The sequence below is a fragment of the Actinopolyspora xinjiangensis genome (assembly GCF_900104475.1).
Taxonomy (GTDB): domain Bacteria; phylum Actinomycetota; class Actinomycetes; order Mycobacteriales; family Pseudonocardiaceae; genus Actinopolyspora; species Actinopolyspora xinjiangensis.
In genome coordinates, this window is record NZ_FNJR01000001.1 from 330,194 (window position 1) to 356,120 (window position 25,927).

Here is a 25,927-nt window from a genome sequence, read left to right on the forward strand (position 1 = left end):
CGCCGAACGAGCGGCATGATCGGTGGTACTTTGCTTACGGTCAGTGATGCGAGTACCGAGGTGGGGTGTGCGTAAACGCAACGAACGGCGCAACGCCATTCAGGCGGCCTTCGACCGGTTGAGCGCCACCGCAGCCACGGCCCGCGGCGCGGCGACGAACGAACTCGCGCGCGTCGAGGCGGAGAACGCCAAGCAGGAGCACGCACTGCGCATCGCGCGGCACGGGGTCTCCGCCGTGGCGCGCGACCCGGGCGAGTTCGAGGGCTCCGACCGCCCGGAGTTCCGCCGCGCGCTGGAGGAAGCGGTCGAGGAGCGCACGGAGGTGTTCTCCGAGTGGACCGCACGGGGACCGGACGAGCTCGCGGAACTGGTTTCCGACGCCGCCCCCGGCACCGCCTCGGCCCCGTGGCGGGAGTGGCTCGGCAGCATCGGCACGGCCGATGCCCGAATTCCGGCCCCGACACTCTGGCGCTTCGGCACCGCCCACGTACCGGACGCCCCGGAGGCCGCCGAGTTCCCGGCGGCGGTTCCGCTGCTGGACGAGTCGCACCTGCGGATCACCTGCCGCTCCGCCACGCTGGAAAGCGCCACCCGGGACACCGCCGAGTCGCTGGTGCAAAACCTGCTGCTGCGAATGCTGTCCTACTACGAGCCCGGACTGGTCCGGGTGCACGTCTGGGACACCGCGCGGCTGACCGGCACGTTGCCGGGCCTGTTCCCGCTGACGCGCTCCGGACTGCTGACCGCGCACGACCCGACCAGGCTGGACGACCTGCTGGAGGAATTGGCCGAGCACATCCGCCGCATCCACACCACCGCACTGCTCGGCGGCCACACCTCGTTGAGGTCGCTGGCCGCGGAAACCGGCCACCGGGGGGAGCCCTGGCGGGTGGCCGTGCTGTTCGGGGACGGCGAACCCCTCAGGGACGAACAGCAGCAGCAGTTGCAGCGCGTGGCGCGCAACGGGCTGGCCTGCGGGATTCAGCTGATCGTGGTGGATCTGCCGATGACGGTCAACAACGCCCTGGAGTCGGTGACGCTGACCGCGCCCGACGCGGCACGCAGCAGCATGACGGGGCCGCACCTGACGATCCGCCCGGACGAGGTGCCGCCACGGGAACGGGTGAGCAGGGCGTGCTCGGCGATCTCCGAGGCGTTCCAGTCAAGACGCGCACGGGTACGCACCTTCGAGGACCTGCTGCCGGGACAGTTGTGGACGCAGGACTCGACGGGCGGGCTGACCGCGCCGGTCGGCTTCTTCGAGGGGGAACCGGTACGGATCTCGCTCGGTGACACCAGCCCGCACACGCTGATCGGCGGTCCCAGCGGTTCCGGGAAGACGAACTTCCTCTACGGCATGCTCGGCAGTCTGGCCGCGCGCTACAGCCCGGACGAGCTGGAGATGTACCTGCTGGACTTCAAGGAGGGCGTGTCGTTCGCGCAGTTCACGCCCGGCAGCAGAGATCCGAGCTGGCTGCCGCACGCGCGGTTGGTCGGCGTCAACGTCAACACCGACCGCGAGTTCGGACTGGCGCTGCTGCGCTTCCTCGCCACCGAGATGCGCAGGCGGGCCGACGCGGCCAAGGAGCAGGAGGTCACCAAACTGGAAGAACTGCGGCAGCGGGATCCGCAGAGCAGGTGGCCGCGCATCGTGGCGGTGATCGACGAGTTCCAGTACCTGTTCGCCGAGCGCGACGCGGTGTCCAGCCAGGCGGCCACGCTGCTGGAGGACGTGGCGCGCCGGGGCCGCTCCCAGGGGATACACCTGGTGCTGGCCAGCCAGGACGTTTCCGGCATCGAGGCGTTCTGGGGAAAGCCCGCCATCTTCGAACAGTTCATCCTCCGGGTGGCGTTGCCGAAAGCGCGCCGGGTGCTGGTGGACAACAACACCACGGCGCTGGAGCTGCCCCGCTGGCACGCGGTGGTCAACCACGAGTCCGGGGTCAAACACGGCAACGAGGTGGTGCGCGTGCCGGACGCCACCGCCTCGGAGACCTTCGACTCGCTGCAGCACCGCCTCTGGGAACGGCATCTGTGGGAGATGGGCAGGCGCAACGCGCGCCCACCCAGGCTGTTCGACGGTTCGCACTTGCCCGATCTCACCGGCACGGCGGACTTCGAGGAGTTGCGCCCGGGTGCTCCCCGGCGCCCACGGGTGCTGCTGGGGCAGGTGATCGACGTTCGAGGCACGGCGGCGGCACTGTCGTTCGAGCGCTCGCCCGGCAGGAACCTGGCCGTGCTGGGGTCGGCCCAGCAGGATGCCACGGCCGTGCTCGGGGCGGGCGCGGTCTCACTAGGACGGCAGTTCTCGCCGGGGAACGCGGAGTTCACCGTCGCGACGCTGAACGAGGACACGGCCGAGGACGCGTGGGCCGTCGCGGGCACGCTGCGCGAGGACGGGCACACGGTCACGTTCATCGGCCCCAGCGAGCTGGAGGACAGACTGCGGGAGGTGTCCGAGTCGGTCGACGAACGCGGCGGGGCCCCAGCCGGGAGGTCGGAGACCGTGCCGCACTACCTGCTGCTCTACGCGGTGGACGCCGTGCAGTCGATACTGGAACGCAAGGATCCGGAGAGCAGGACCAGCGGTCTCGACCGACTGCGCAAGGTCCTCAAGCAGGGCCCGGAGTGCGGGGTGCACACCATCGGCTGGTGGCGCAGCGCCCAGCGACTGCGCAACACGCTGGGCATGGGGCCCACCGACGACGTGGGGGCCTGGGTGGCCTTCGACGTGCAGGGGCAGGAACTCTCGCCGCTTGCGGCGGGTCAACCGATCACCTGGTCGCCCCGCGTGCACCGGGGGTTGTTCTTCGACCGCTCGGTGCACTCGCATCCCGAGGTGGTCCTGCCGTTCGACCTCACCGAGGTGGTGGGGAGCTTCCCCGAGGAACCGAGCCTGGCGGACGCCGATCCCGGCGACCTCCCCAGGCCGCGCGGTTCGGAGGCCATCTCGTCCAATGCCTCCGGGGAGGAGACCACCGATGACTGAGGAGCCCGGCGAGCACACCTCGCGGCACGGCACGGCGGCCGAACGCTACAAGGAGATCGTGGCACTGGCCACCGACTCGGTGGACAGGCTGCACGAGCTGGAGCGGGATCGGATCGAGCGCCTGGAGCGGGAACTGGCCGGTGAGCGCGAGCGGGTCGAGCGGGCGGAGCAGCAGCGGGAACAGGTCGAGGAGGGCGTCCGACTGCGCTGGAACGCCGCGTTGGAAGCGCTCTGGGAGGAGCGCTGGCTGCGCGTGACCCAGCTTCCCGCCCCGGACACCACGGCCGAGCCCGCCGGAGCCGAAGAGGCCATCCGCTCGGTGCAGCGCGCCTACCTGGACCTCTACGAGGCGCTGGACCAGGGTCGCTGGTCCGCGCCGGGGTGGATCCCGAAGGGTTGGCTGAGTCGCCGGGAGCACGACGACTGAACCGGGGCGGGAGCACGGGGTGCGATGGCACTCCCCGCTCCGTTAGCACGACGCACCGGCGGAACTCCTGTGATACCCCTCATGTCAACTACTCTTCGGAGGCCACAGTGTCGGACACGCCGAAACACTCCGTCAGCGTGGCGGGGGTCGTGGTCGACGACGAGCGGGTTCTGCTGATCCGACGCCGCGACAACGGCCGCTGGGAGGCACCGGGTGGTGTTCTCGAACTGGGTGAGACCTTCGAGGACGGGGTGGAGCGAGAAGTTCTCGAGGAGACCGGTGTGGCGATCGCGGTCGAACGTCTCACCGGCACTTACAAGAACCTCTCCCGTGGAGTCGTCACTCTCGTTTTCCGCTGCCGCCCGCTGTCGGGAACACCGCACCCCACCGACGAGAGCGCCGACGCCGAGTGGGTCGAACTCCCCGACGCCCTGCGCCGCATGGGCGAGGTCTACGCGGTACGCGTCTCGGACGCCTTCGCCGAGCGCCCGGCTGTCCGCAACCACGACGGCGTGACCGTGACCCGGTCGCTGCCGAGCTGACCGGTCGAGCCGCTTCCCGGGACCACCGCTTCCACATCGGCGGACTCTTCCTCGCTCCGTCGGGCCGACCGATCCGAGCCAGACCGACCGGTCGGTACGATCGGGGTGCGCCGAGCGCGCCACATGGCGACACCTCGGCAAGACGGGTAAAATTACGATACTAACCAGTTCCGCATATGGAGGTTCTCGTGAGCGACTCATCCGTACCGAGCACGGGCGTAGAAATCCGGCTGGCCTCCCGCCCCCAGGGCTGGCCCACCCACGACAACTTCGAGATCGCCGAAGCCCCCGTGGCGCAGCCGGGACCGGGACAGATTCTGGTGCGCAACAAGGTGATGAGCGTCGACCCCTACATGCGGGGCCGAATGAGCGCCGCCAAATCCTACGTCGCCCCCTTCGAGGTCGGCGAGCCGATGGACGGCGGAGCCGTCGGCGAGGTCGTCGTCAGCGACTCGGAGAAGTTCACCACCGGCCAACTCGTGCTGCACAGCCTCGGCTGGCGGGAGTACGCCGTGGTGAACGAGTCGCAGGCCACGGCGGTGCCCGACGAGGCGCCGCCGAGCACCTACCTCAGCGTGCTCGGCATGCCCGGGATGACGGCCTACGTCGGGTTGATGGACAAGGCCGAGTTCCAGGCGGGCGACACCGTCTTCGTCTCCGGCGCTGCCGGGGCCGTGGGCTCGATCGTGGGCCAACTGGCCAAGCTGAACGGCGCCAAGCGCGTGATCGGCAGCGCCGGTTCGGCCGACAAGGTCCGTCACCTCACCGAGGAGCTCGGGTTCGACGCCGCGTTCAACTACAAGGACGCCCCGGTGGCAGAGCAGCTGCGCACGGCCGCTCCCGACGGGATCGACGTGTACTTCGACAATGTCGGCGGTGACCACCTGGAGGCCGCCATCGCGGCGATGAACGACTTCGGCCGCATCGCCGCATGTGGCGCTATCTCGCAGTACAACGTCACCGAGGCGCAGCCGGGCCCGCGCAACATGGCCCACTTCGTGACCAAGCGGCTGACCATGCGCGGATTCATCGTCAACGACAACGGCCATCTCAAGCGGGAGTTCTTCGAACACGTCGCCCCGCTGGTGCGCGAAGGCAAGTTGCGCTACGAGGAGACCACCGTGGACGGGCTGCGCAACGCTCCCGAGGCGTTTCTCGGGGTGCTGCGCGGGGACAACACCGGGAAGATGATCGTCAACATCTGAACCGGGTTCGTTCACCCACGACGAGTTGCTCGCGCGGCGAATCCCCGCGAGCTCTCGTCACGGGCCGAAGACGTCGAGTCGTCGGACCGCCGGAACGAAAGCTGACGGGAGCATGACCAGTCACCCGGCAGGCACCCCACCGCGTGCCACCTCGCTGCACGCGGCCAGGCGCGACGCCGAGCTCGCGGAGCTGGCTGGCGGGGTACGCCCTGATGTGCTGGTCGTGGGCGGCGGGGTCACCGGCACCGCTACCGCCCTCGACGCGGCCGCTCGCGGTCTCTCGGTCGCGCTGGTGGAGGCCGAGGACCTCGCCGGCCGCACACCACGGCGGTCCGACGTCCTGCCGGGTGGCCTTCCCCGGGACAACGGCCCGCTGGAGCTCGCCCGAGCACGCCGCGACGCGGTGGAGTGCGAGACGTTGTCGAACACCACCGCCCCGCACCTGGTACGCACGTTGCCGCTGCTCCTGCCGCTGGACAGCGGCGTGCCACGCGGCACGGAGCTCGCGATGCGAGCGCGCCTGGCCGCCGAGAGCGCGATGCGCCTGGCGGCGGGCACTCCCACGACAGTGCTCCCCACTGCCCGCCGGATCCCGGCGGCGGAGGCGCGGGCCCTGGCTCCCGGCCTCCCCTCACCCGGCCCGCGCGGTGGTCTGCTGAGCTTCGGCACCCAGCTGGCCGACGAGGCCAGGCTGGTGGTGGCGTTGGCCCGGACGGCCGCCGGGTTCGGGGCGCGGGTACTCACCAGGGTTCGCGCGACACGGCTGCACCGCGACGGCGCGGACGTGGTGGACCGGCTCGCGGACACCGAGATCCGCGTCAGAGCCCGCGCCGTGATCAACGCGACCGGACTCCGGGCGGCGGAACTGGTGGACGGGCTGCTGCTGAACACGCTGCGCATCCCGGGAGCGGTGCTGGAGACCGGACGGCTGGGGCTCGACGCGACCGGGGTGGTCACCGTACCGGCCGGGCGAGCCTGGGCAACGGTGCGGTGCGTGCCGCAGCCCGACGGCCGGTCGCTGCTCACAGCGGGCGAGGTGGAGCTCACCGGCACCCCGCCGGAACTCCCGGAGCTACAGGCAACGGGCAGGGCCGAGGAGAACGACCTGCTGGAGGCCGCCTCCCGCGTACTCGGCCGGAACGCACGCCGGGAGCCCCCACTGGAGCCCCACGTGGTCTCACACGCGCTGCCCCGGCGGACGGCTCGTCGAAGCGACGACCGGGAAGCGCGCCCGGACCGCCGAGGCCGGGAACACCACGTGCACACCTCACCAGCAGGCGTGATCAGTGTGGTTCGAGGACGTCTCGCGCCGTACCGCACGGCTGCCGCCGAGGCCGTGGACGTGGCCGTACGGGGGTGCGGGCTGCGTGCGGGCGGCAGTCGCACCGCGACCACTCCGCTCGTGGGAGCGGCGTCCCGAGGAAGGCTCGCCGAAGCCGAAGTGGAGCAACGGCTGATCGACCGCTACGGCACCGAGGCCGAACGCGTGTCCGCGATGACCGAGCTCGACCCGGCGTTGGCGGAACCGGTCGCCCCGGGACTGTCGACCAGCGTCGCCGAAGTGGTGTGGGCGGTACGGCACGAGGGGGCGATGAACGCGGCCGACGTCCTGGACCGCCGGATGCCTCCGGGGCTGGGCCCCGAGTCACGCGCGGCGGCGCTGCCCCCCGTGGCCGACGTGGTGACCCGTGCCCTGCGGGGCGTGTACCACTGAACGCCTCGTCCGGCCGAACCCTTCCCCGCTCCCGGCCACCGGAATCCACCGGATCCCTTACTCCGAGGAAACCCGCTTCGGCGACCGCGCCGGACGACGATCTCGCGCGGAACCGGCCTCGGCGTCGCCCGGTCCGAGAGTCCGTGACCGAAAATCTCCCAACCACCGCGCTACCACCGATAGGGTGAAAAACCGAAGTGAGCTCACGTGTGGTGCGCGACCACGTCCGAGCGGCACCGCGCGGGCGGCTCGCGCCCACGACACGCGCCACGGACGACGCGAAAGACCGTCGTGAACGACAACCGAAGGAGTATTCCGTGCCCGAAGGCGCGCTGGAGATCGACCGAGTCTCCAAACGCTACGGGGACGTCGTTGCCCTCGACGAGATGTCACTCACCGTACACGGCGGTGAGATGCTGGGGTTCGTCGGCAGCAACGGCGCCGGGAAGACCACCACCATGCGGATCGCGCTGGGAGTGCTCGCCGCCGACTCGGGAGAGGTCCGCTACGACGGCGCACCGGTGGACCGGACTACCCGCAGCCGGATCGGCTACATGCCGGAGGAACGCGGCCTCTACCCGAAGATGAAGGTCTCGGAGCAGCTCCAGTACCTCGGTGAGTTGCACGGGCTGCCGCGCGCGGACGCCGTCCGATCCGCGAACCGGTGGACCGAACGGCTGGGGCTGGCCGAACGACGCGAGGACCAGTTGCAGAAGCTCAGCCTGGGAAACCAGCAGCGGGTCCAGCTCGCCGCCGCGCTGGTGCACGACCCCTCGGTGCTAATCCTCGACGAGCCGTTCTCGGGGCTGGACCCCGTGGCGGTCGAGGTGATGAGCACCGTACTGCGTGAGATGCGCGACCAGGGCGTACCGGTGGTGTTCTCCAGCCACCAGCTGGAGCTGGTGCAGCGGCTGTGCGACCGGGTGGGCATCGTGCGGCGCGGCAGCATGGTCGCCGACGGCACCGTCGAGGAACTGCGCTCCAGCGGTCCGACACGGCTGACCGTGCACGCGCCCGAGGCACCCGCCGACTGGGCGGAGGGACTTCCCGGCGTGACCGTGGAGAGCCGCGAGAACGGGCGCACCGCGCTGCGGCTCGACGACACCGCCGACGACCAGCGGGTGCTGCGCGCCGCGCTGGCGACCGGGCCGGTGCACGAATTCAGCAGGGAACGCCCGAGCCTGACCGAGCTGTTCCGCGACGTCGTAACCGAGGAGACCGACGAGTGAAACCGACACTGCACACCGTGTGGCTGGTCGCCCGGCGCGAGCTGCGGGCCAGGGTGCGGACTCGGGCGTTCCTGCTGGGAACGCTGTTCATGGCGCTGCTGGTGCTGGCGTTGCCGGTGGTGATGTCCTTCGCGATCTCTTCGGCGGGGGACGACGGCAGCGGCCCGCTCACCCCCTCGGAAGAGACCACCCGGATCGGGGTCACGCCCTCCGCCGCCGGACTCACCGGCCCCCTGGAGCGGGATGCCGGAGTTGACGAACCGGCCATCGCGGTCAGGGAGGTCGCCGACACCGAGACGGGCAAGACCCTGGTGCACGAGGGAGAGCTCGACGGAGTGGTCGCGGGAACCCCCACCGCTCCGAAGCTGTTCGTGGAACAGCACGTCTTCCCGCACCTGGAAAGAGCGCTTACCACGATCACCTACAACAACCAGCTCGACGCCGAGATGTCGGAATCGGGCCTGGAACCCGAGGCGGTGCGTGATCGGGCCGGACAGGGCGAGGTGGCGATCATCTCGATGGGCTCATCACCGGACGCCGCCGGGGAACCGATGGCCGGAACGCCCGGAGCCGAGAAGGCGCAGCGGCTGTTCATCGCGATGATCTCGACGTTCCTGCTGTACATGTTCCTGATCATGACGGGACAGATGATCGCGCAGGGTGTCGTGGAGGAGAAGTCCAGCAGGGTCGTGGAGGTGCTGCTCTCGACGATCCGCAGCACCGAGCTGATGGCCGGGAAGATCGTCGGGATCGGGCTGACCGGACTGATCCAGCTCGCGGTGCTCGGGATTGTCGGGCTCGGTGCGGCCACCGGCGCGGCGGTGCTGACCCTGCCCACCTTCACCGTGGCGGGACTGCTCGGTTGGGCGGCGCTGTGGTTCCTGCTGGGCTTCACGCTCTACGCCACGATGCTCGCGGCGGCTTCCTCACTGGTCTCCAGACAGGAGGACCTGCAGAGCGTGATAACCCCGGTGATCATGCTGCTGATCGTGCCGTTCGTGGTCGGGGTGTCGGTACTGCCGAACAACCCCGACGGCACCGTCGGGACGGTGCTGTCGATGATTCCGGGCTTCTCCCCCATGCTGATGCCGATGCGGCTCGCGCTCGGTGGTGTGCCGCTGTGGCAGGGGGTGCTGTCCGTGTTGCTCTCGCTCGCGGCGAGCGCGGTGGTGCTCTGGCTGGGCGGACGGATCTACTCGAACGCGGTGCTGCGCACCGGGGCCAGGGTCAGGTTCAAGGACGCGCTGCGGGCGTCCTGACCGGAGTCCTCCGCCCCGGTCGTCCCGGCGGGGTGACCGGGGCGGGGGGCTTCCACTCCGGGCAGCCGACCTCGCGGGCGCGCCGGTGGTGCCGCGCCCGGGGAGCGCCCTCGTGGACGGCGGCGAAGAGCAGCGGGCCGCCCCGGAGAGCTTCCGGGACGGCCCGCCCACCTCGTCCTGGGGCACAACGGTTCCGAGAAGGATTCAGCGCTGGTCCATCGGCACGTAGGAGCGCTGGGCCTGTCCGGTGTAGACCTGACGCGGACGGCTGATCTTGCGGGCCGGATCGTCCAGCATCTCGCGCCAGTGGGCGATCCAACCCGGCAACCGCCCGAGGGCGAACAGCACGGTGAAGAACTTCGTGGGAAAGCCCATGGCCTTGTAGATCAGGCCCGTGTAGAAGTCCACGTTCGGGTAGAGGTTGCGCTCGATGAAGTAGTCGTCGGAAAGCGCGCGCTCCTCGAGCTTGAGCGCGATGTCCAGCAGGGGATCGTCGGACCCCAGCTTCTCCAGCACCTCGTCGGCGGTCTTTTTGATGATCCGCGCGCGGGGGTCGTAGTTCTTGTAGACCCGGTGCCCGAATCCCATGAGCTTGACACCGGGCTCCTTGTTCTTCACCCGGTTCACGAAGGAGTCGACGTCGCCGCCGTCGGCGTGAATTCCTTCCAGCATGTCCAGCACCGCACTGTTCGCACCGCCGTGCAGCGGGCCGAACAGGGCGTTGATCCCCGCGGAGATGCTGGCGAACAGGTTCGCCTCGGAGGAACCGACCATCCGCACGGTCGAGGTGGAGCAGTTCTGCTCGTGATCGGCGTGCAGGATGAACAGCAGGTCCAGCGCGCGAGCCATGGTCGGATCGACCTCGTAGGGCTCCGCGGGGAAACCGAACGTCATCCGCAAGAAGTTCTCCACCAGCCCGAGCGAGTTGTCCGGGTAGAGGAAGGGCTGTCCGACGGACTTCTTGTAGGCGTAGGCCGCGATCGTCGGCAGCTTGGCGAGCAGCCGGTGGGTGGACAGCTCGACCTGGTTCCGGTCGAAGGGGTTGAGGCTGTCCTGGTAGAAGGTGGACAGCGCCGAAACCGCCGAGGAGAGCACCGGCATGGGGTGGGCATCGCGGGGGAAGCCGTCGAAGAACTTACGCAGGTCCTCGTGCAGCAGCGTGTGCCTGCGAACTCGGTCCGCGAACTCCTCGTACTGCTGCGCGGTGGGCAGTTCGCCGTAGATCAGCAGGTAGCTGACCTCGACGAAGTTGGACTTCGCGGCGAGCTCCTCGATGGGGTAGCCCCGGTACCGCAGAATTCCCGCACCACCGTCGATGTAGGTGATGTCGGATTCGCAGGCCGCGGTGTTGACGAAGCCCGGATCGAGCGTCACCAAACCGGTTTTGGCCATCAACTTGTCCAAATTGACACCGGGCGTTCCCTCGGTGGGAGCGGTCACGCCCATCTCGTGCTCGCCGGCGTCGTAGCGCAGCGCGACGGTGCGGTTGGCGGTCGCGTCGTCGGGCATTCTCCGAACCTCTCGCGCTCAGTCTGGGGGGTACTGCCGCCGACCAGCGATACGTCCGACACCCGAGGCGTCGGGGTCACCCGTTCCCGATCGAGCGCACACGCTGGCCGGGATCAATCCGAACCGCCGCAGCACCACCCCGTTGGGGTCCTGTCAGTAGTCACGCTAGACCGCGGAAGCCCTCTCACGCAGCAACAGTGTCAGCTGAAACGGGAAGGTGGGACCACGATCACACCCGTTGCCTCCCCCGACGAATCACGCACGGAACGACGGGAGTTGCCGAGGTCACAGCGGAGCGCGCTTCCATCGGGAGAGTGTTGCCCGACAGTACGACACGGGCGGAACGGACGGGTGGACACGGCGATCGACCTCGGCCACTCGATCGCCCTCACCAACAAGTGTCACAAGTCACAATTTCTTGGCCTCGCAACCACACTCACTCGTTCGAGTGGATCTTCACTCTTTCGGGTGTTGGAGCTGCTTCGACGCACCGCAACCGACACACTCGACCGCCTCACGGACCTCCACCCGGAAACGCGCCCCTCGTCACCCCGAAAATCGGGGAGGAAATCAACACGAACAGTAACCACTCCTCACGGGGCAACCTCTGAATAACTTTCACTAAAGTGTTTCATGATTACCCTGCGCACCTCCGGTGCACACTAAGTAGTGATCAGTTTGCACTTCCGTGTGACAGACAAACCCGCGAGACACCACTAACTTCGTTGTCGCGGCCGCAACATGAAAATCAATCGCCAAATTGAGCAAAGGAATATCGACGTGGTCATTATTCAGTCGCTGATCGACCTCCTCGTAAACATCGACGTGCTCTGAAACGAGGACTCCCGTAGACGACCGGCGAGCCAGCGGTGGCTGTGCCGGTTCCACAGGTGAGTGAGGGGCGCCCCGGCTCCCAGGGGCGCCCCTCTTTCACGTCCGCGGGCGAAACTTTCCGGTCCGGTTGTCGAGGTGACCGCTCGACGGAACCTCTCGCACGGCTCTCGCGAGGGAGGCGCGACGTCGGGTAGGTAGAGGTTCAGAGCTCGGAGGCGTAGGGCGGTTCGGCCCCCTGGCGGGAGACCGTGACACCCGCCGCCGCTGCCGCGAAGGACAGCGCGGCACGCCAGTCCTCCTCCGAGAGAGTTCGCACGGCCCCGTCCGACAGCGCCCCCGACCGCCGCAACCAGCACAGCAGAGCGGCCTGGATGGTGTCACCCGCGCCGATCGTGTCCACCACCGGCACCTCGGCGGCTTCCACCTCGACCATCCCACCGTCACCGGTCAGCACAGCGATTCCGTCGGAGCCTCTGGTCAGCACCACCGCCGCCGGACCGCGACCGAGCCAGTTCCGCAGTGCCTCGAACAGCTCCGGCGACTCGGTGGCGGGCTCCGACCCCGCCAGCCAGGCCGCGTCCTCCACCGACAGCTTCAGCAGATCGACGGCGGGAAGCCAGTCGTGGAAACGACGGCGGTAGGCGGCCGGGTCCCCGATCAGATCCGCGCGGATGTTCGGGTCGAGGGCGGTGAACCGTCCCCGCTCGGACTCCCGGAACAACACCCGCTCGTGAACCGAGGCCCCCGGCTCCAGAACCATGGCCAGGGTGCCGAAGCACAGCGCCTCGACCTCCGGGGACAGCTCGCCCGGTTCCTCGACCAGCGGGGTCGCGGTTCCCTCGGTGTGGAAGCCGTAACGAGCCGCTCCCCGCTCGTCCAGTTCCACCACGGCGAGCGTGGTCGGTTCCGGACCCACCTGTACCTCGGTGGTGTCCACTCCCGCCTCGTGCAGCCGCTCCAGCAGCCTCACCCCGAACCGGTCACCGGAGAGCCGGGTGAACATGCCGACCGGGGTCGACAACCTGCCCAGGGCGATGGCGACGTTGTAGGGACCGCCCCCGAGCCGGGGATACAGCGGCGCGAGTTCACCCTCCCGAGCCTCCCCCGGAACGAGATCGACCAGGGCCTCACCACAGATCAGGATCAACTTTCCTCCGTAGACTGCTCGCCGGTGCCGCGCACCGGCTCCTCGGCCTTCGAGGCCGACAGCCCTCCCACCAGGAATTCCGAGAGCGCGTCGAAGGCGGCCGCGTCGGAGAGACCGGTCCGCTCGGTGATCTCGCCACGCTGGATGGCCGAGATCGTCAGCCCGACCATCTCGGCCACCAGGGCGGCGTCGACCTCGCGGAAGACACCGGCCCGTACCCCTTCGTGCACGTCCCGGCGAATCCGGTCGGCGGCCGCCCTGGCGTTGGCCTCATAACTGGCCCTGGTGGCCGGGTTTTCGGCCATGTCGCTGATGAACCGCCGACTAGCCGGGGCGAGTTCGGCCGCGGCGGCCTTGAGGTAGGTGCGCATGCGCGAGCGCGGATCGGTGTACTCGGCGACCCGCCGCTCCATGTTGGCGGTGGAACGTTTGAAGAAGTACCCCACCACGCGCACGGCGAGCTGTTCCTTGCTCGGTGCCAGCGTGTAGAGAGTGGACTTCGAGCAGTGCATGCGTCCGGCCAGCTCGTCCAGCGTGAAGTGCGCGAACCCCTCGGCCAGGAAGAGATCGCACAACCGGTCCAGCAGCTCCGCCCGGCGGGCGCGCACGGCCGACTTCGACGCGGTGCCGCGTGGTTCTCCGACGCCTTCGGCCGGACGGAAATCGCTCATCGTTCGAGGTTGCCACAACCGAGCGGGTGAACCGGTGCTCGGGAGGGCGCTACTCGGAACCGGTTTCGCTCGGTGTCGCGGATGCGTACGATACGCCATCAACAGTACTATATCCAGTCCTTGAGTACTCCACAGAGTACCGTAAGGCGCGACAACCGGGGTCTTTGATGCCAGTCGAACGAATACTCGCCACCACCGAGGCAACCGACCTGCTCAACCTCACGAAGGACATCGCCCGGAACGAACTGGCGCCGGAGGCGGCGCGGGCCGAGGAGACCGGGAACTTCCCCCACGAGAAGTTCGAACTGCTGGGCGAGGCCGGGCTGCTGAGCCTGCCGTACCCCGAGGCCCACGGCGGCGCGAACCAGCCCTACGAGACCTACCTGCAGGTGCTCGAGGAGATCAGCAGCGCCTGGATGACCGTGGGGGTCGGCCTGTCGGTGCACACCATGTCCTGCTATCCGCTGGTCGAATTCGGCACCGACGCCCAACGCGAACGCTGGCTCGGTGAGATGCTGGGCGGGCACACCCTCGGCGCCTACGCGCTGTCGGAGCCGCAGGCCGGTTCGGACGCGGGAGCGCTGCGAACCCGCGCCGAGCGGAACGGGGCGGGGTACGCGGTCACCGGCACCAAGTGCTGGATCACCCACGGGGGTGTGGCCGACTTCTACACCCTGATGGCCAGAACCTCGGAGGACGAGATCAGCTGTCTGCTGGTGGACGGGAACACTCCCGGTCTGGTGGCCGCGAGCCCGGAACACAAGATGGGGCTGACGGGATCACCCACCACCGAGCTCGTCCTCGACGGCGCGCCGGTCGCCGCGGAACGGCTCATCGGCGGTGAGGGCAACGGGCTGCGCATCGCGCTGCGAGCACTCGACTCCGGAAGGCTGGGCATCGCCGCCTGCGCCGTGGGGCTGGCACAGGCCGCCCTCGACCAGGCACTGGAATACGCGCGGCAGCGCACCCAGTTCGGCCGGTCGATCATCCGGTTCCAGGGTCTGGAGTTCATGATCGCCGACATGGAGGCGGCGGTGCACTCGGCGCGGGCCACCTATCTGGACGCGGCACGACGGCGGGACGCGGGACTGGCCTTCGGCAGGCAGGCCTCGGTGGCCAAGCTGGTCGCGACCGACGCGGCCATGAAGGTGACCACCGACGCGGTGCAGGTGCTGGGCGGAGCGGGCTACACCACCGACTTCCCCGTCGAGCGCTACATGCGTGAGGCCAAGGTGCTGCAGATCTTCGAGGGCACCAACCAGATACAGCGGATGGTGATCGGGCGTGACCTCGCCGGGGCGTGAGCCCCCTGGAAATGGGGGCTTTCCTCCGGGAGCGAACCGGGCGGGCACCCGCCGGGAGAGGCGGCTCCGATATGGAATCCCCCCAGCTCAGCCGAGAGGCCGAAGCCCCCAGCGTCCCGACCAGGTCTGCCCCTCATCCAGCACGACCAGGTCGGTGCCCGAGTTCAGCGCGTCGGGCGGGCAGGTCATCGGCTCCACCGCCACCGCCCTGCCCCTGCCCGGGAAGTCACCCGGCGTGTAGACCTGCACCCAGCCGAACGCCGGATCGGCCCACAGCTCCACCCCGTGCCCCGAGGAGTCGGTCACCGAGTGCCGCACCAGCCCCGCCGGGTCGTCCGGCAGCGGTGCGGCCCCGCCGAACGCGGTGTCCAGCCACACTCCTGCGAGTTTCCTGCCCACCCGGAGGTCCTGCTCGTCGCCCTCCAGCCTGCGCGGTGGCCGGTCGGGCAGCATCCGCTCCGGGTCGATCGGAAGCACGCTGGAGGCCGACAACCGCAGCGTGCACTCGTCGGTGTCGGCGTTGCCCGCACGCGGATAGGGATGCACGCCCAGCCCGAACGGCACGGGACGCGAACCGAGGTTCTCCACGGCGTGCCGCACGGTCAGCCCGTGCTCGTCCACCGAGTACTCCACCGAGGTCAACAGCGGAACCGGCCAGCCGGGCTGGACCGGGATCATCGCGTGCAGCACCACGGTCGCCTGAGTGTGCTCCCCGACCGTCCAGGGAGTGTGCCGCAGCAGGCCGTGGATGGCGTTGTGGCGATTCGGCTCGGTCAGCGCGAGCTGCTGCGGCTCGCCCTCCAGACTCCAGTGGCCGTCGGCGACACGGTTCGGCCACGGCACCAGCACGGCTCCGGCGCCGGCGGGCGGCAGCCGGTCCGCCTCGTAGGTCTCGCTGTAGGCAACGCCGTCGACCTCGAAGACCCGCAGCCCGGCGCCGACCTCGGTGATTACCGCTCGCGCACCACCGTGAACGATCTCGAACTGGTGACCTGTCGCCGGGATGTGTTCGCTCACACGACCACTGTATGCCGTAGGTAATCTTCCCCGTTAACCGTAGTGTCACTTTCGACACACCGGGCCGCGCGGCCGGTGTCCGGGGCTTCGCCGGGCAGGCGGCGGGGATCGGCGCCACACCGTGGGAGCGGCGGTCCCACGCTCACCCGCCGCTGCCCGCCACGACGGGACTCGACGTCAGGGCGCCAGTCGCCGCACCTTCCAGGCGCCGTCCTCCCGGCAGAAACGCAGCCGATCGTGCAGCCTGTCCGGGCGCCCCTGCCAGAACTCCACGTACTCCGGCCTGATGCGCCAGCCGCCCCAGTGCGGAGGCACCGGCACCCGCTCGGAGTCGGCGAACCGGCGCTCGATCCCGGCCAGCTTGGACTCCAGCGCGGAACGCCCGGACACCACGCTGGACTGCGGCGACGCCCAGGCACCGAGCTGGGAACCCCGGGGCCGGTGAGCCCAGTACTCCGCGGTCTCCTCCTGCTTGACCTTCTCCACCGTGCCGCGCACGTTCACCTGGCGCTGCAGCGCCAGCCAGGGGAAGGTCGCGGCGGCCACCCGGGTGGAGCCGAGATCGTGGCTCTTGGCCGAGGTGTAGTTGGTGAAGAACACCAGGCCGCGCTCGTCGAACCCCTTGCACAGCACCGTGCGGGAGGAGGGCATCCCCGTGGCGTCGGCCGTGGCCAGCACCATCGCGTTCGGCTCGGCCACCTCTGCCTGCACGGCTTCGTCGAACCACCGCCGCAGCTGCTCGTGCCAGGTGTCGGCCAGCAGCGACTCCTGGAACGGTTCGGCGTCGTAGGACACGCGCATCCCGGACAACGTGGCCTTTGCCTGCGACATCCATTCCTCCTGACTAGACCGACGTCTCAAGCGACGCCACCGCTGGGTCGAAACGTGCTTGCCCTGAACCGCAATGGTGCGCGATACCCACGACGCCCGCGCGCCGGGCGAAGCGACTCCCCGATCGACGGTAAACGGAAATCGAACCGGCGCCGAACCGCAGTCGGTCCCCGATCGATCTCGTAATCGATTCAGCAGGTCTTCGCGGCGGGAACCCACCCCCGAACGGCCCATCAGCGACGACGACCGGACTCCCCCGCGATGTGATCTTTTTCATCACACGCCGATTACCGGCCGCAACGATTGCCATTCCGCACCGTGGGGGTGCACTGTTACCGCTACGACATCGGCCGTGTTCCCGCGACCGTGTGCCACACCCCGCCACGTCCCCACCGCGACCCGGTACGGGTTCGCGGCAAAACCGGCGACGAAGGAGACGAGGCGACGATGCCGAACTCAGCCAGCAACGAAGCCACGCAGCCCACTGTCAGCCCCGGCTTGGAAGGCGTGGTGGCCTTCGAGACCGAGATCGCCGAACCCGACCGGGACGGCGGAGCCCTGCGCTACCGCGGGGTGGACATCGAGCAACTCGCGGGCCGGATCTCCTTCGGCGACGTATGGGCGCTGTTGGTGGACGGCCGTTTCGGGAACGGCCTCGGCGCGGCGGGCGACGACCGCCTCCCCGTGCGCAACGGCGACGTGCGCGTCGACATGCAGTCCGCACTGGCGATGGTCGCTCCGACGAACCAGTTCGCCCCACTGCTCGATGTGGACGAGGAGCGGGCCCGCGCCCAACTGGCCCTCGCCTCGGAACTGGCACTGTCCTACGCGGCGCAGTCCGCCCGGGGCGAGGAACTGCCGGCCGTACCGCGCTCCGAGCTGGACAAGTGCTCCACGGTCGCCGAACGCTTCCTGACCTGCTGGCGCGGTGACCCCGACCCTGCGCACGTGAAAGCGCTGGACGCCTACTGGGTCTCGGCCGCCGAGCACGGGCTGAACGCCTCGACGTTCACCGCGCGGGTGATCGCCTCCACCGGGGCCGACGCCGCCGCCAGCCTCTCCGGGGCGGTGGGCGCCATGTCCGGACCACTGCACGGGGGCGCGCCCGCCCGGGTGCTGCCGATGATCGAAGAGGTCGAGCGGCGTGGCGACGCACGCGCGGTGGTCGAGTCGATCCTCGACCGCGGCGATCGGCTCATGGGCTTCGGGCACCGCGTCTACCGCGCCGAGGACCCGCGCGCCAGGGTGCTGCGCGAGACCTGCAAACAGCTGGGCTCGCCCAGGTTCGAGGTCGCCTCGGAACTGGAGCAGGCGGCGCTCTCGGTGCTCGCGGAACGGCGTCCCGACCGGCAGATCGCCACCAACGTGGAATTCTGGGCGGCGGTGATCCTGGACTTCGCCCAGGTGCCGACACCGATGATGCCCGCGATGTTCACCTGCGCGCGGCTGGCGGGATGGTCGGCCCACATCCTGGAGCAGAAGCGAACCGGACGGCTGGTCCGCCCGTCCGCCCGCTACGTCGGCCCGGGGGCGCGCCAGCCGCACGAGATCGAGGGGTGGGACACCGTCTCACCACTGGCCTCGGTCTGAGAGATCCGGTCGGCCCGGTTCCCGCGAGTTCCACGCGAAGCCGACCTCCCAGCCGCTCCCGCCCAGGGAGGCCCGACATCAGGTGTGGGTACCGCGCCACCTCGGGCCTCCCGTGACGAGCACGCCCGGTCGGCACCGCCGCGTGAGCCCACCTCCGAGGCCGGGAACGGCGAAGCCGCACGTACCTCCCCCATCGCGCGACCGGACAAACCGGGCGGGGCGTGGCCCGGAACACGATCCGGGCGCGGCCTCCGCGACCCCGCCGAACCGATGCGGGAGAGTGTCCGTGTGCACCACGTCGAAGAGCTGACACTCACCAGCGCGCTACTGAGCTGGAAGTTCGCGCTCTGGTGGAACCTGCTGATCGTGTTGCTGGGGGCCGCCTACGCGGCAGGGGTGGTACGGCTCCGGCGCGAGCGGCCGGAACGGAGCTGGCCAGCCCACCGGAGCTGGCTGTTCGCGTCCGGTCTGGTGAGCCTGTTCGTGGCGATGAACAGCTTCGTCGCGGTCTACAGCCACGCGCTGTTCACCATGCACATGGTGCAGCACCTGATGCTGATCATGCTGGTTCCCGCCCTGCTGGTCTACGGGAAACCGCTGCGGCTGTGGTCCGAGCTGGACGGGTCGGGCCGCGTCGAACGCGTCCTGCGGGGACGCACGGTCGGCATCCTCACCCATCCGGCGTGGACCATGGTGCTGTACTCGGTGGTGCTGGTCGCCACCCACCTCACACCGTTCATGCAGGTCATGCTGCTGAACCCCTGGCTGCACCACGCCGAGAGCGTGCTGTACCTGGTCACCGGCTACCTGACCTTCCTGCCGCTGCTGGGCAGGGAACCAACCCGCTGGCAGCGCTTCCCCTACCCGCTGCGGGTGTTCAGCTCCCTGATGGGGATGGGGCCGGACACCGGTATCGGCGTGATCCTGATGATGGCCGACGACCCGCTGTTCCCGGCCTACGGGATGATGCGCGACTGGTGGATCGACGACGGCACGCTGACCGTGCTGGCCGACCAGCGGCTCGGCGGCGGGATCATGTGGTTCTTCGGTGACGCCCTGATGGCCGTGTTCGCGCTGGTGCTGGTCAAGCAGTGGATGCGCGCCAAGGGCTCGGAAGCGGGGTTCGGCAACTGGCTGGAGTCCGCCAGGCGCAGCGCGCTGGCCGAGACCGACAGCGAGGCCGAGTCGGCCGTCCGGAACCTGCGGGCTGCCGAGGACGTGGACGAGGACGAGCGGGCCAGGCAGGCATACAACGCGATGCTCGCCCGGCTGGCCCGCCAGGACGGGGAGCACCGGCGGAGCGGCCGGTAGGCGTGACCGCACTCGGCCCGCTCCGGCCACCCAGCTCCCGGGGCGGGAACCTCCCGGTCGCCGGAATCCCCACCTCAGGTGGACAGCCCCCACCGGGTCCCCGGCCCGGTTCCGCGAAGCCCTATGCTGCCCAGCGGAAACAGCTGCGGCCCACCGCGAGCGCCTCCGCCCGCGAATTCCGCGACCACCCCGATCACGAGGTCGATCCATGTCCGATCCCGCACCGACGAGCAACCGAGCGGAAGACGGCGCCCCACCGGGCGTCCCCGGGGTGAGGCCCTGGGGGCTGGTGGGGACGGCTCTCGCCGTGGCGTTGACGGTCGTGCTGGTGCTCGGCGCGGGAAGCGACGTCTACGCGGTGCTCGGCTACCCCGACCCGGGGGCGCCGACCAAACTCGGCGTCAACCTGCTGCGACTGGTCTTCGACCTCGCCGGGGCCGGTTGCCTGGGCGGACTGGTGTTCGCGGCGTTGTTCACCGTCCCGCAGCGCGGTGGGATGGTCTCCCCCGACGGCTACGCCGCGCTCCGGACGGCGGGAACCGCCGCCTGGCTGTGGGGCGCGGCGGGACTGCTGCTGAGCGTGTTCGACGCGGCCGACTCGGCGGGACAAGCGGTCACCGACGGCCTCACCCTCGACGGCTGGCTCGGGCTGTTGCGAGCACTGGACGCGCCGAAGGCGTGGCTGCTCTCCGCGTCGCTCGCGCTGGTGCTGGGGGTAGCCTGCCGATCGACGCTGCGCTGGCGCACCACCCTCGCCCTCACCGTGCTGGCCGGGCTGGCCCTGCTGCCACCGGTACTGGTCGGGCACGCCGCCACCAACGGCGGGCACGACTTCGCCTCCGACGCCATGAGCTTCCACGTGGTGGCCGCGGCGCTGTGGCTGGGCACGCTGTTCGCCGTGATCGCCCACGCCCGCAGACGCGGCTCGAACCCGGAGATCGTGGCACGCCGCTACCGGAGACTCGCGGCGACGTGCTGGGTGGTGCTCGCGGTTTCCGGGGTGATCGGCTCGCTGGTGCTGGTACCGCCGGGACGGTGGCTGGGCGAGTACGGCTCACTGGTGCTGTACAAGGTGGGGCTCCTGCTGCTGGTGGGACTCGTCTCGGTGCCGCTGCGGCGCCGGGTCACCCGTTCGGCCCCGGATCGGTTCCGGGGAATGCTGCGGCTGGCCGGTGCGGAACTGGCGCTGCTGCTGGTGACGCTGGGGATCTCGATGGGCATGGCCCACGTGCCGCCACCCAACCTGCTCGACCGGGACGCCACCGCATCCGACCTGCTCATCGGCTACAACCTGCCCGACTTCCCGAACGCCTGGCAGCTGGTCACCCAGTGGCGGTTCGACCTGCTGCTCGGCACGGCTGCCGTGGTGCTGGCGATGCTGTACGCGCTGGGGGTCCGCAGGCTGCGCGCGCACGGGCAGCGCTGGCCGGTGGGGCGCACCGTGAGCTGGCTGGCCGGGTGTCTGGTCCTGCTGGTGGCCACCTCCTCCGGGGTGGGAAGCTACGCCCCCGCCACTTTCGGGGTGCACATGACGGCGCACCTGCTGCTGAACATGCTGGGTCCGGCCCTGCTGGTGCTGGGAACACCGGTGAACCTGTGCCTGCGGGCACTCCCCCGCGCCGGGCGGGGTGAGCCGTACGGCCCTCGGGAGTGGCTGCTGGGGGTGGTGGACTCCCCGGTCGCGCGGTGGCTGAGCCACCCCGTGTTGGCCTCGCTGCTGCTGGTGGGCTCGCTCTACGCGCTGTACCCGACCGGCCTGTTCCAGCTGGTCATGCAGGAGCACTGGGCGCACACGATCATGAACGTCTATTTCCTGGGGAGCGGCTGGCTGTGGTTCTGGTCGGTCCTCGGTGTCGACCGCACTCCCCGCCGGGTACCGCAGCTGGCGAGGCTCGGGGTCACGCTGGGCATGATGCCCGCCCTCGCGTTCTTCGGGGTACTGGTGCTGAGCATGTCCGAGCCGATCGCGGAGAACTACTACCGCACGCTGGATCTGCCCTGGTCGGTGGACCTGATGACCGCGCAGCAGGCGGGGGCGCTGATCGGCTGGCTCGGCGGCGAGGTTCCGATGCTGCTGGTGCTGATCGTGCTGCTGCGGCAGTGGCACCGCGAAGAGGGAGATGACGACGACGCCGACTACGAGGGCATGTTCGCGCGCCTGGAGTCCACCAGGAGCTGAGCGGAGCTCCTCCGGCCCGCTCGGCGGCCTCCCGATCGCCGGATCTCGCCCTCGGCGACGAGTCGGCGACGACGATCCCCGGACAGGCCGAGAAGGGCAGTGTGGCACGAATCTCCGAGCGGTTCCGGCCCCCGGTGATCGTGTTCCCGGCACACCTCGGAGTACCGTGAGTTCGGTAAGGCATACCTTACCCGACACGGTATCGATCGAGAGGCGAGATGCTGACGTCACAGGCGGAAGTGGCCACCGAACGGCCACAGCGGTACCTGGCGCAACTGTGTAAGCACTTCGCGCACAAGGCCGACAGCGAGCACGACGAGGAGAAGGGCCACGTCGAGTTCGACGTGGGAAGATGCGACATGCACGCCGAGGACCGGACCCTGTTGCTTCGGGCCCGGGCCGAGGACCGGGAGGGGATCGAACGGGTCAAGCAGGTGGTCGGCACCCACCTGGAACGATTCGGAGCCCGCGACGAGCTCGCGGTCCAGTGGACCGACGCCGAGGGGAGTTGACCTCTCCCGCTGCGTAGCTGGCCTCCGCCTCACACACCAGAGGTCCCATGCGCTACGAACCGCACGGTCGCGTCCCGGCGGCGGTGCGGGGGCGTCGATTTCTCGCGAAATCACCGCCTCGTGCGGCGGTGTGGCAACCACCCCCTGAAACCGCCCGAGAAACCGACGCGCCTGTGGGGTACTCAAGCCGAACCCCGACCACCCCCGCAGTCGGCACCGCTGCGGGTTCTCCGGTGCGGCTCTCGCGAGGAAGGCCCGACGTTGTGTAGTGACTACCCGATGTCGGGCCTGGCCGCGGCGAGAGCCGCACCGGAGGTTCCGCCACGGAACCCGCTACGCGAACGGCGGAACCGATCTATTCCTCGGAGAGGGCGGCGGCCGGCTGTGCCTTCGCGGCACGACGGGCGGGAAGCACCGAGGCCAGCACACCCGCGGGTACCGCGCACAGCAGCACCAGCAGCAGTGGCGCCCAGGGCACGGCGAACACGACCGGCAGCCCTATGTTCTCGAACATCGCCGCCACCCCGCCGAAGGCGAACAGCACTCCGATCACGGCCCCCAGCACCGTCCCGACCACGGCCAGCAGCACCGCCTCCAGCGCCAGGGTCCCCCGCAGTTGACCACGGGTCAGCCCCAGTGCGCGCAGCAGCGCGGACTCCCTGCCGCGTTCCAGCACCGACAGCCCGAGCGTGTTGGCGATGCCGACCACCGCGATGATGACCGCGACCGCCAGCAGACCGGTGACGATCAGCAACAGCGTGTCGAGGACCTGGGTGAACCGCGCACGCATCTGCACCGCTCCCCCGACGTCCACGGGCGTCGAGGCGCTCTCCTCGGCCAACGAGTTCAGCTCGCCGGTGTAGCCGGGCATGTAGGTGTCGGAGGCGGCACGGGCCCAGATCTCGGTGGTGCTGGTCTCGGCTCCCGTGGCGGCCAGATCGGAACGGGTCAGCAGGATTCCGGACCGGAGCAGCTTGGTGGTCGCCACCCGGAAGGTGTCCGAACCGTCCCCGATGGGCAGTTCGACGCGGTCGCCTTCCGACCAGCCCCAGTAATCGAGGATGTTGGTGGGCACCAGCACGGTTCCCGGCCGGAGGTCCTCGGCGCCGTGCCGGGACACCTCGGCGAGTTTCGCGGGGTCGATCCCCAGCGCACGGAACGTCACCGTCGGCGTCTCCGCCGGGTCGGCCCCCTCGGGAGTGCTCGCCTCCGATCTCGTCATCTCGAAACTGGTGCCGGACAGGGCGGCGGTGACCGCCGTGCCGTCCAGGGACTCGAGGCGCTGCCGCACCCCTTCGGGCACCGGTTGGTCCTGCTCCTCGGCGGCGACCTTCACGTCCACCGGGTAACGCTGATCGATCTGCTCGTTGGCGCTGTGCCGCGCACTGGCGGTGCCGGTGAGCAGCAGCACGATCAGCCCGACGCCGATCATCAGCGCGGTGCTGGTGGAGGAGGCCCGGTAGGGATTGCGGACGGCGTTGCCGCTGGCGAGCGTCCCGGTCGGGCCGAAGGAGCGCAGCAGGTACCCGAACGCTCTGGCCACCGCCGGGATGAGCGTGGGGGTGAACAGCAGCACTCCCAGCACGGCCGCGAGTCCGCCGGGCACCGCCATGCCCATCGAGCCGAGCAGGGCACCGCCCAACAGCAGCCCGGCGCCCAGCACGGTGAGCACCACGGCGGACACCAGCCGCACCCGGCCGATCCGGCGGGAGGACTGCTCGTCCGGGACTGGACGCAGCGCGGCCAGCGGCGCGACCCGCATCGCGCGCGCGGCGGGAGCCAACGAGGCCAGGAAGGTCACCAGCAGCCCCGCCGCCACGGGAGCGGTCAGCGCCAGCGGGGTGATGCCGAGCGAGCCGAAGTCGATCGGGGAGTCGGTCAGCCCCAGCGGCCAGCTCACCGCGGCAGATACCAGCACGCCGAACACGGTGCCGATCACCGAGGTGACCAGCCCCACCAGCAGCGCCTCGAACAGCGCGGAGCGCCGGATCTGTCCCCGGGTCGCCCCGACGCACCGCAGCAACGCGTACTGCCTGCTGCGCTGGGCGTGCAGCACCGAGAAGGTGTTGACGATGACGAATCCGGCCACGAACAGCGCGATCGCGCCGAACGGTAGCAGTACCGCGTTCATCGCGGCGGCCACGCTGCCGCTGAACATCTCGACCGCGCGCTCGGCCTGCTGCTGTCCGGTTCGGACCTGGGCGTACTGGCCGGTGTCGAACTTGTCGCGCAGCCGGTCGAGCACCGCCGAGGTATCGGCTCCGTCGGTCAGCAGCAGGTCGATCGCGCGGTAGTCGATGGTTCCGAGCTCGTCCAGCAGCTCCTGAGGGGCGAAGACCGTGACGCGGCTGCCCCCGGTGAGCAGGCTGCTCCCGACGTCCACCAGTCCCGAGACGGTGACCTCGCGCTCCACTGGTGGCTTCTCGGACTCCCCCTCGCGGGCCGAGACGTACTGGGGCTGCTGGAGGGTGATGGTCTCCCCAGGGGAGATGTTGGCCGATTCGGCGGCGCGCTGGCTGAGTACCACCTCGTCAGCGGAGCCGGGATAGCTGCCCTCGGCGAGCTCGTACCAGCGCAGTGAATCCCGTTCGGGAAGCCGGTTCACCTCCACCGAGTAGCGTTCGCCCGCCCAGGAGGCGTTGGCGTAGCTCTCGGTCCTGGGCACGGCCGCGGCGACGCCCTCGGTGTTCCGGACCTTTCGCAGGCGTCGCTGTCTCTGGTCGTCACCCTCCTGCTCCGCGATCCCGGCCGTGTCGTCCGTGACGACTATGTCGGCGGCCAGGTTGGGAGCCGCCACCATGTGCCGAATCGAGGACTGCATGGTGCCGGTGAACACCAGGGTGGCGGCGACGAAACCGACTCCCAACACGATGGCGAGTCCGGCCGCCGAGAGCCGTCCGATGTTGTGTCGTAGCTGTAACAGGGTGTTGCGCAGCACGGCCTTCTCACCCACCCAACCGGCGCAGCGAGTCGAGCACGGCTTCCTGGGTGGGCTCGTCGATCCGACCCGCGATGTTGCCGTCGGCCAGCAGCACCACGCTGTCCGCGTGGGACGCGGCGACCGGGTCGTGGGTGACCATCACCACGGTCTGGCCGAACTGGCGAACCGACCCGCGCAGGAACTCCAGCAGGTTCGCACCGGACTTGGAGTCCAGCGCACCGGTCGGCTCGTCGGCGAAGACGACCTCGGGGCGCGTGATCAGGGCGCGGGCCACCGCTACCCGCTGCTGCTGCCCGCCGGAGAGCTCGCTGGGCCGGTGGCGAAGACGCTGGTCGATGCCCAGCGCCCCGGTGAGCTCGTTCAACCACTGCCGGTCCGGTTTTCGGCCGGACAGCTCCAGCGGCAGCAGGATGTTCTGCTCGGCCGTCAGCGTGGGCAGCAGGTTGAACGACTGGAACAGGAAACCGATCCTGTCGCGCCGCGTGAGGGTGAGCTGCTTGTCCGACAGACCGGTCAGGTCGGTTGTGCCCAGCATCACCCGCCCCGAGGTGGGAGTGTCCAACCCGGCCAGACAGTGCATCAGGGTGGACTTTCCGGAGCCGGAGGGCCCCATGATCGCGCTGAACCGGCCACCGGCGAAGCCGATGTCGACGTTGTCCAGCGCACGCACCCCGGCTTCGCCGCTGCCGTAGACCTTGACCAGCGCGGAGCCGCTG

At 69.7% G+C, this 25,927-nt stretch carries 19 protein-coding genes; 12 read left to right on the top strand and 7 right to left on the bottom strand.

Annotation, left to right across the window (positions count from 1 at the left end):
- Positions 1-67 precede the first annotated feature (67 nt).
- The 7 genes from BLQ75_RS01565 to BLQ75_RS01595 all read left to right on the top strand — a co-directional run bounded on the left by BLQ75_RS01565 (position 68) and on the right by BLQ75_RS01595 (position 9,365).
- Positions 68-2,989, top strand: a complete 2,922-nt coding sequence (locus BLQ75_RS01565; protein WP_092596576.1) for an FtsK/SpoIIIE domain-containing protein — start codon at positions 68-70, stop codon at positions 2,987-2,989.
- On the top strand, positions 2,982-3,416 hold the full coding sequence (locus BLQ75_RS01570; RefSeq protein WP_092596579.1) for a hypothetical protein: 435 nt from the start codon (positions 2,982-2,984) through the stop codon (positions 3,414-3,416). The genes BLQ75_RS01565 and BLQ75_RS01570 overlap by 8 nt, the downstream gene beginning before the upstream one ends.
- Before the next feature lie 107 nt (positions 3,417-3,523).
- Positions 3,524-3,958 carry an NUDIX hydrolase gene (locus tag BLQ75_RS01575; RefSeq protein ID WP_092596582.1) on the top strand — a complete coding sequence of 145 codons (435 nt, stop codon included), beginning with the start codon at positions 3,524-3,526 and terminating at the stop codon, positions 3,956-3,958.
- A gap of 176 nt (positions 3,959-4,134) precedes the next feature.
- Positions 4,135-5,163 (top strand): NADP-dependent oxidoreductase, encoded by a 1,029-nt coding sequence (locus BLQ75_RS01580; protein ID WP_092596585.1) that lies wholly within the window; start codon positions 4,135-4,137, stop codon positions 5,161-5,163.
- A gap of 112 nt (positions 5,164-5,275) precedes the next feature.
- Complete coding sequence (locus BLQ75_RS01585) at positions 5,276-6,877, top strand: FAD-dependent oxidoreductase (protein WP_092596588.1); 1,602 nt, start codon at positions 5,276-5,278, stop codon at positions 6,875-6,877.
- 317 nt (positions 6,878-7,194) lie between these two features.
- Positions 7,195-8,106 carry an ABC transporter ATP-binding protein gene (locus tag BLQ75_RS01590; RefSeq protein WP_092597213.1) on the top strand — a complete coding sequence of 304 codons (912 nt, stop codon included), beginning with the start codon at positions 7,195-7,197 and terminating at the stop codon, positions 8,104-8,106.
- Positions 8,103-9,365: an ABC transporter permease gene (locus tag BLQ75_RS01595; RefSeq protein WP_092596591.1), complete on the top strand. Its 1,263-nt coding sequence runs from the start codon at positions 8,103-8,105 to the stop codon at positions 9,363-9,365. Before BLQ75_RS01590 ends, BLQ75_RS01595 begins: the two co-directional genes overlap by 4 nt.
- Positions 9,366-9,569: 204 nt before the next feature.
- On the opposite strand, the gene BLQ75_RS01600 is transcribed toward BLQ75_RS01595, so the two are convergent.
- From BLQ75_RS01600 to BLQ75_RS01610, 3 genes are all read right to left on the bottom strand, one after another.
- Complete coding sequence (locus BLQ75_RS01600) at positions 9,570-10,874, bottom strand: citrate synthase (RefSeq protein WP_092596594.1); 1,305 nt, start codon at positions 10,872-10,874, stop codon at positions 9,570-9,572.
- 1,036 nt (positions 10,875-11,910) lie between these two features.
- Positions 11,911-12,855, bottom strand: coding sequence for a carbohydrate kinase family protein (locus tag BLQ75_RS01605; protein WP_092596596.1), 945 nt, complete (start codon positions 12,853-12,855; stop codon positions 11,911-11,913).
- Positions 12,852-13,526, bottom strand: coding sequence for a TetR/AcrR family transcriptional regulator (locus tag BLQ75_RS01610; RefSeq protein ID WP_092596599.1), 675 nt, complete (start codon positions 13,524-13,526; stop codon positions 12,852-12,854). The genes BLQ75_RS01605 and BLQ75_RS01610 overlap by 4 nt, the downstream gene beginning before the upstream one ends.
- A 167-nt stretch (positions 13,527-13,693) precedes the next feature.
- On the opposite strand from BLQ75_RS01610, the gene BLQ75_RS01615 reads away from it, so the two are divergent.
- Entirely contained in the window at positions 13,694-14,830 is a 1,137-nt protein-coding gene (locus tag BLQ75_RS01615) for an acyl-CoA dehydrogenase family protein (protein ID WP_092596602.1), read from the top strand.
- 87 nt (positions 14,831-14,917) lie between these two features.
- Here the strand turns inward: BLQ75_RS01615 and BLQ75_RS01620 are convergent, their stop codons facing one another.
- Both BLQ75_RS01620 and pdxH read right to left on the bottom strand, forming a co-directional pair.
- Positions 14,918-15,847: an aldose 1-epimerase family protein gene (locus BLQ75_RS01620; protein WP_092596604.1), complete on the bottom strand. Its 930-nt coding sequence runs from the start codon at positions 15,845-15,847 to the stop codon at positions 14,918-14,920.
- A 177-nt stretch (positions 15,848-16,024) separates the two neighbouring features.
- The gene (pdxH, locus tag BLQ75_RS01625; protein WP_092596607.1) at positions 16,025-16,678 is read right to left on the bottom strand and encodes a pyridoxamine 5'-phosphate oxidase; all 654 of its coding nucleotides are present in this window, start codon (positions 16,676-16,678) and stop codon (positions 16,025-16,027) included.
- Positions 16,679-17,125: 447 nt separating this feature from the next.
- Here pdxH and BLQ75_RS01630 point away from each other — a divergent pair, with 447 nt between their 5' ends.
- The 4 genes from BLQ75_RS01630 (at position 17,126) to BLQ75_RS01645 (ending at position 22,270) form a co-directional block, all read left to right on the top strand.
- The gene (locus BLQ75_RS01630) at positions 17,126-18,268 is read left to right on the top strand and encodes a citrate synthase 2 (protein WP_092597216.1); all 1,143 of its coding nucleotides are present in this window, start codon (positions 17,126-17,128) and stop codon (positions 18,266-18,268) included.
- 288 nt (positions 18,269-18,556) lie between these two features.
- Complete coding sequence (locus tag BLQ75_RS01635) at positions 18,557-19,579, top strand: cytochrome c oxidase assembly protein (RefSeq protein ID WP_244515157.1); 1,023 nt, start codon at positions 18,557-18,559, stop codon at positions 19,577-19,579.
- Between the two features lie 208 nt (positions 19,580-19,787).
- Complete coding sequence (locus BLQ75_RS01640; protein WP_092596610.1) at positions 19,788-21,758, top strand: bifunctional copper resistance protein CopD/cytochrome c oxidase assembly protein; 1,971 nt, start codon at positions 19,788-19,790, stop codon at positions 21,756-21,758.
- 218 nt (positions 21,759-21,976) lie between these two features.
- Positions 21,977-22,270, top strand: a complete 294-nt coding sequence (locus BLQ75_RS01645) for a DUF2218 domain-containing protein (protein ID WP_092596613.1) — start codon at positions 21,977-21,979, stop codon at positions 22,268-22,270.
- Positions 22,271-22,625: 355 nt separating this feature from the next.
- Here BLQ75_RS01645 and BLQ75_RS01650 read toward each other — a convergent pair whose 3' ends face one another.
- Both BLQ75_RS01650 and BLQ75_RS01655 read right to left on the bottom strand, forming a co-directional pair.
- Positions 22,626-25,223 (bottom strand): ABC transporter permease, encoded by a 2,598-nt coding sequence (locus tag BLQ75_RS01650; protein ID WP_244515158.1) that lies wholly within the window; start codon positions 25,221-25,223, stop codon positions 22,626-22,628.
- Positions 25,216-25,914, bottom strand: a complete 699-nt coding sequence (locus BLQ75_RS01655; protein ID WP_092597226.1) for an ABC transporter ATP-binding protein — start codon at positions 25,912-25,914, stop codon at positions 25,216-25,218. The genes BLQ75_RS01650 and BLQ75_RS01655 overlap by 8 nt, the downstream gene beginning before the upstream one ends.
- Positions 25,915-25,927 lie beyond the last annotated feature (13 nt).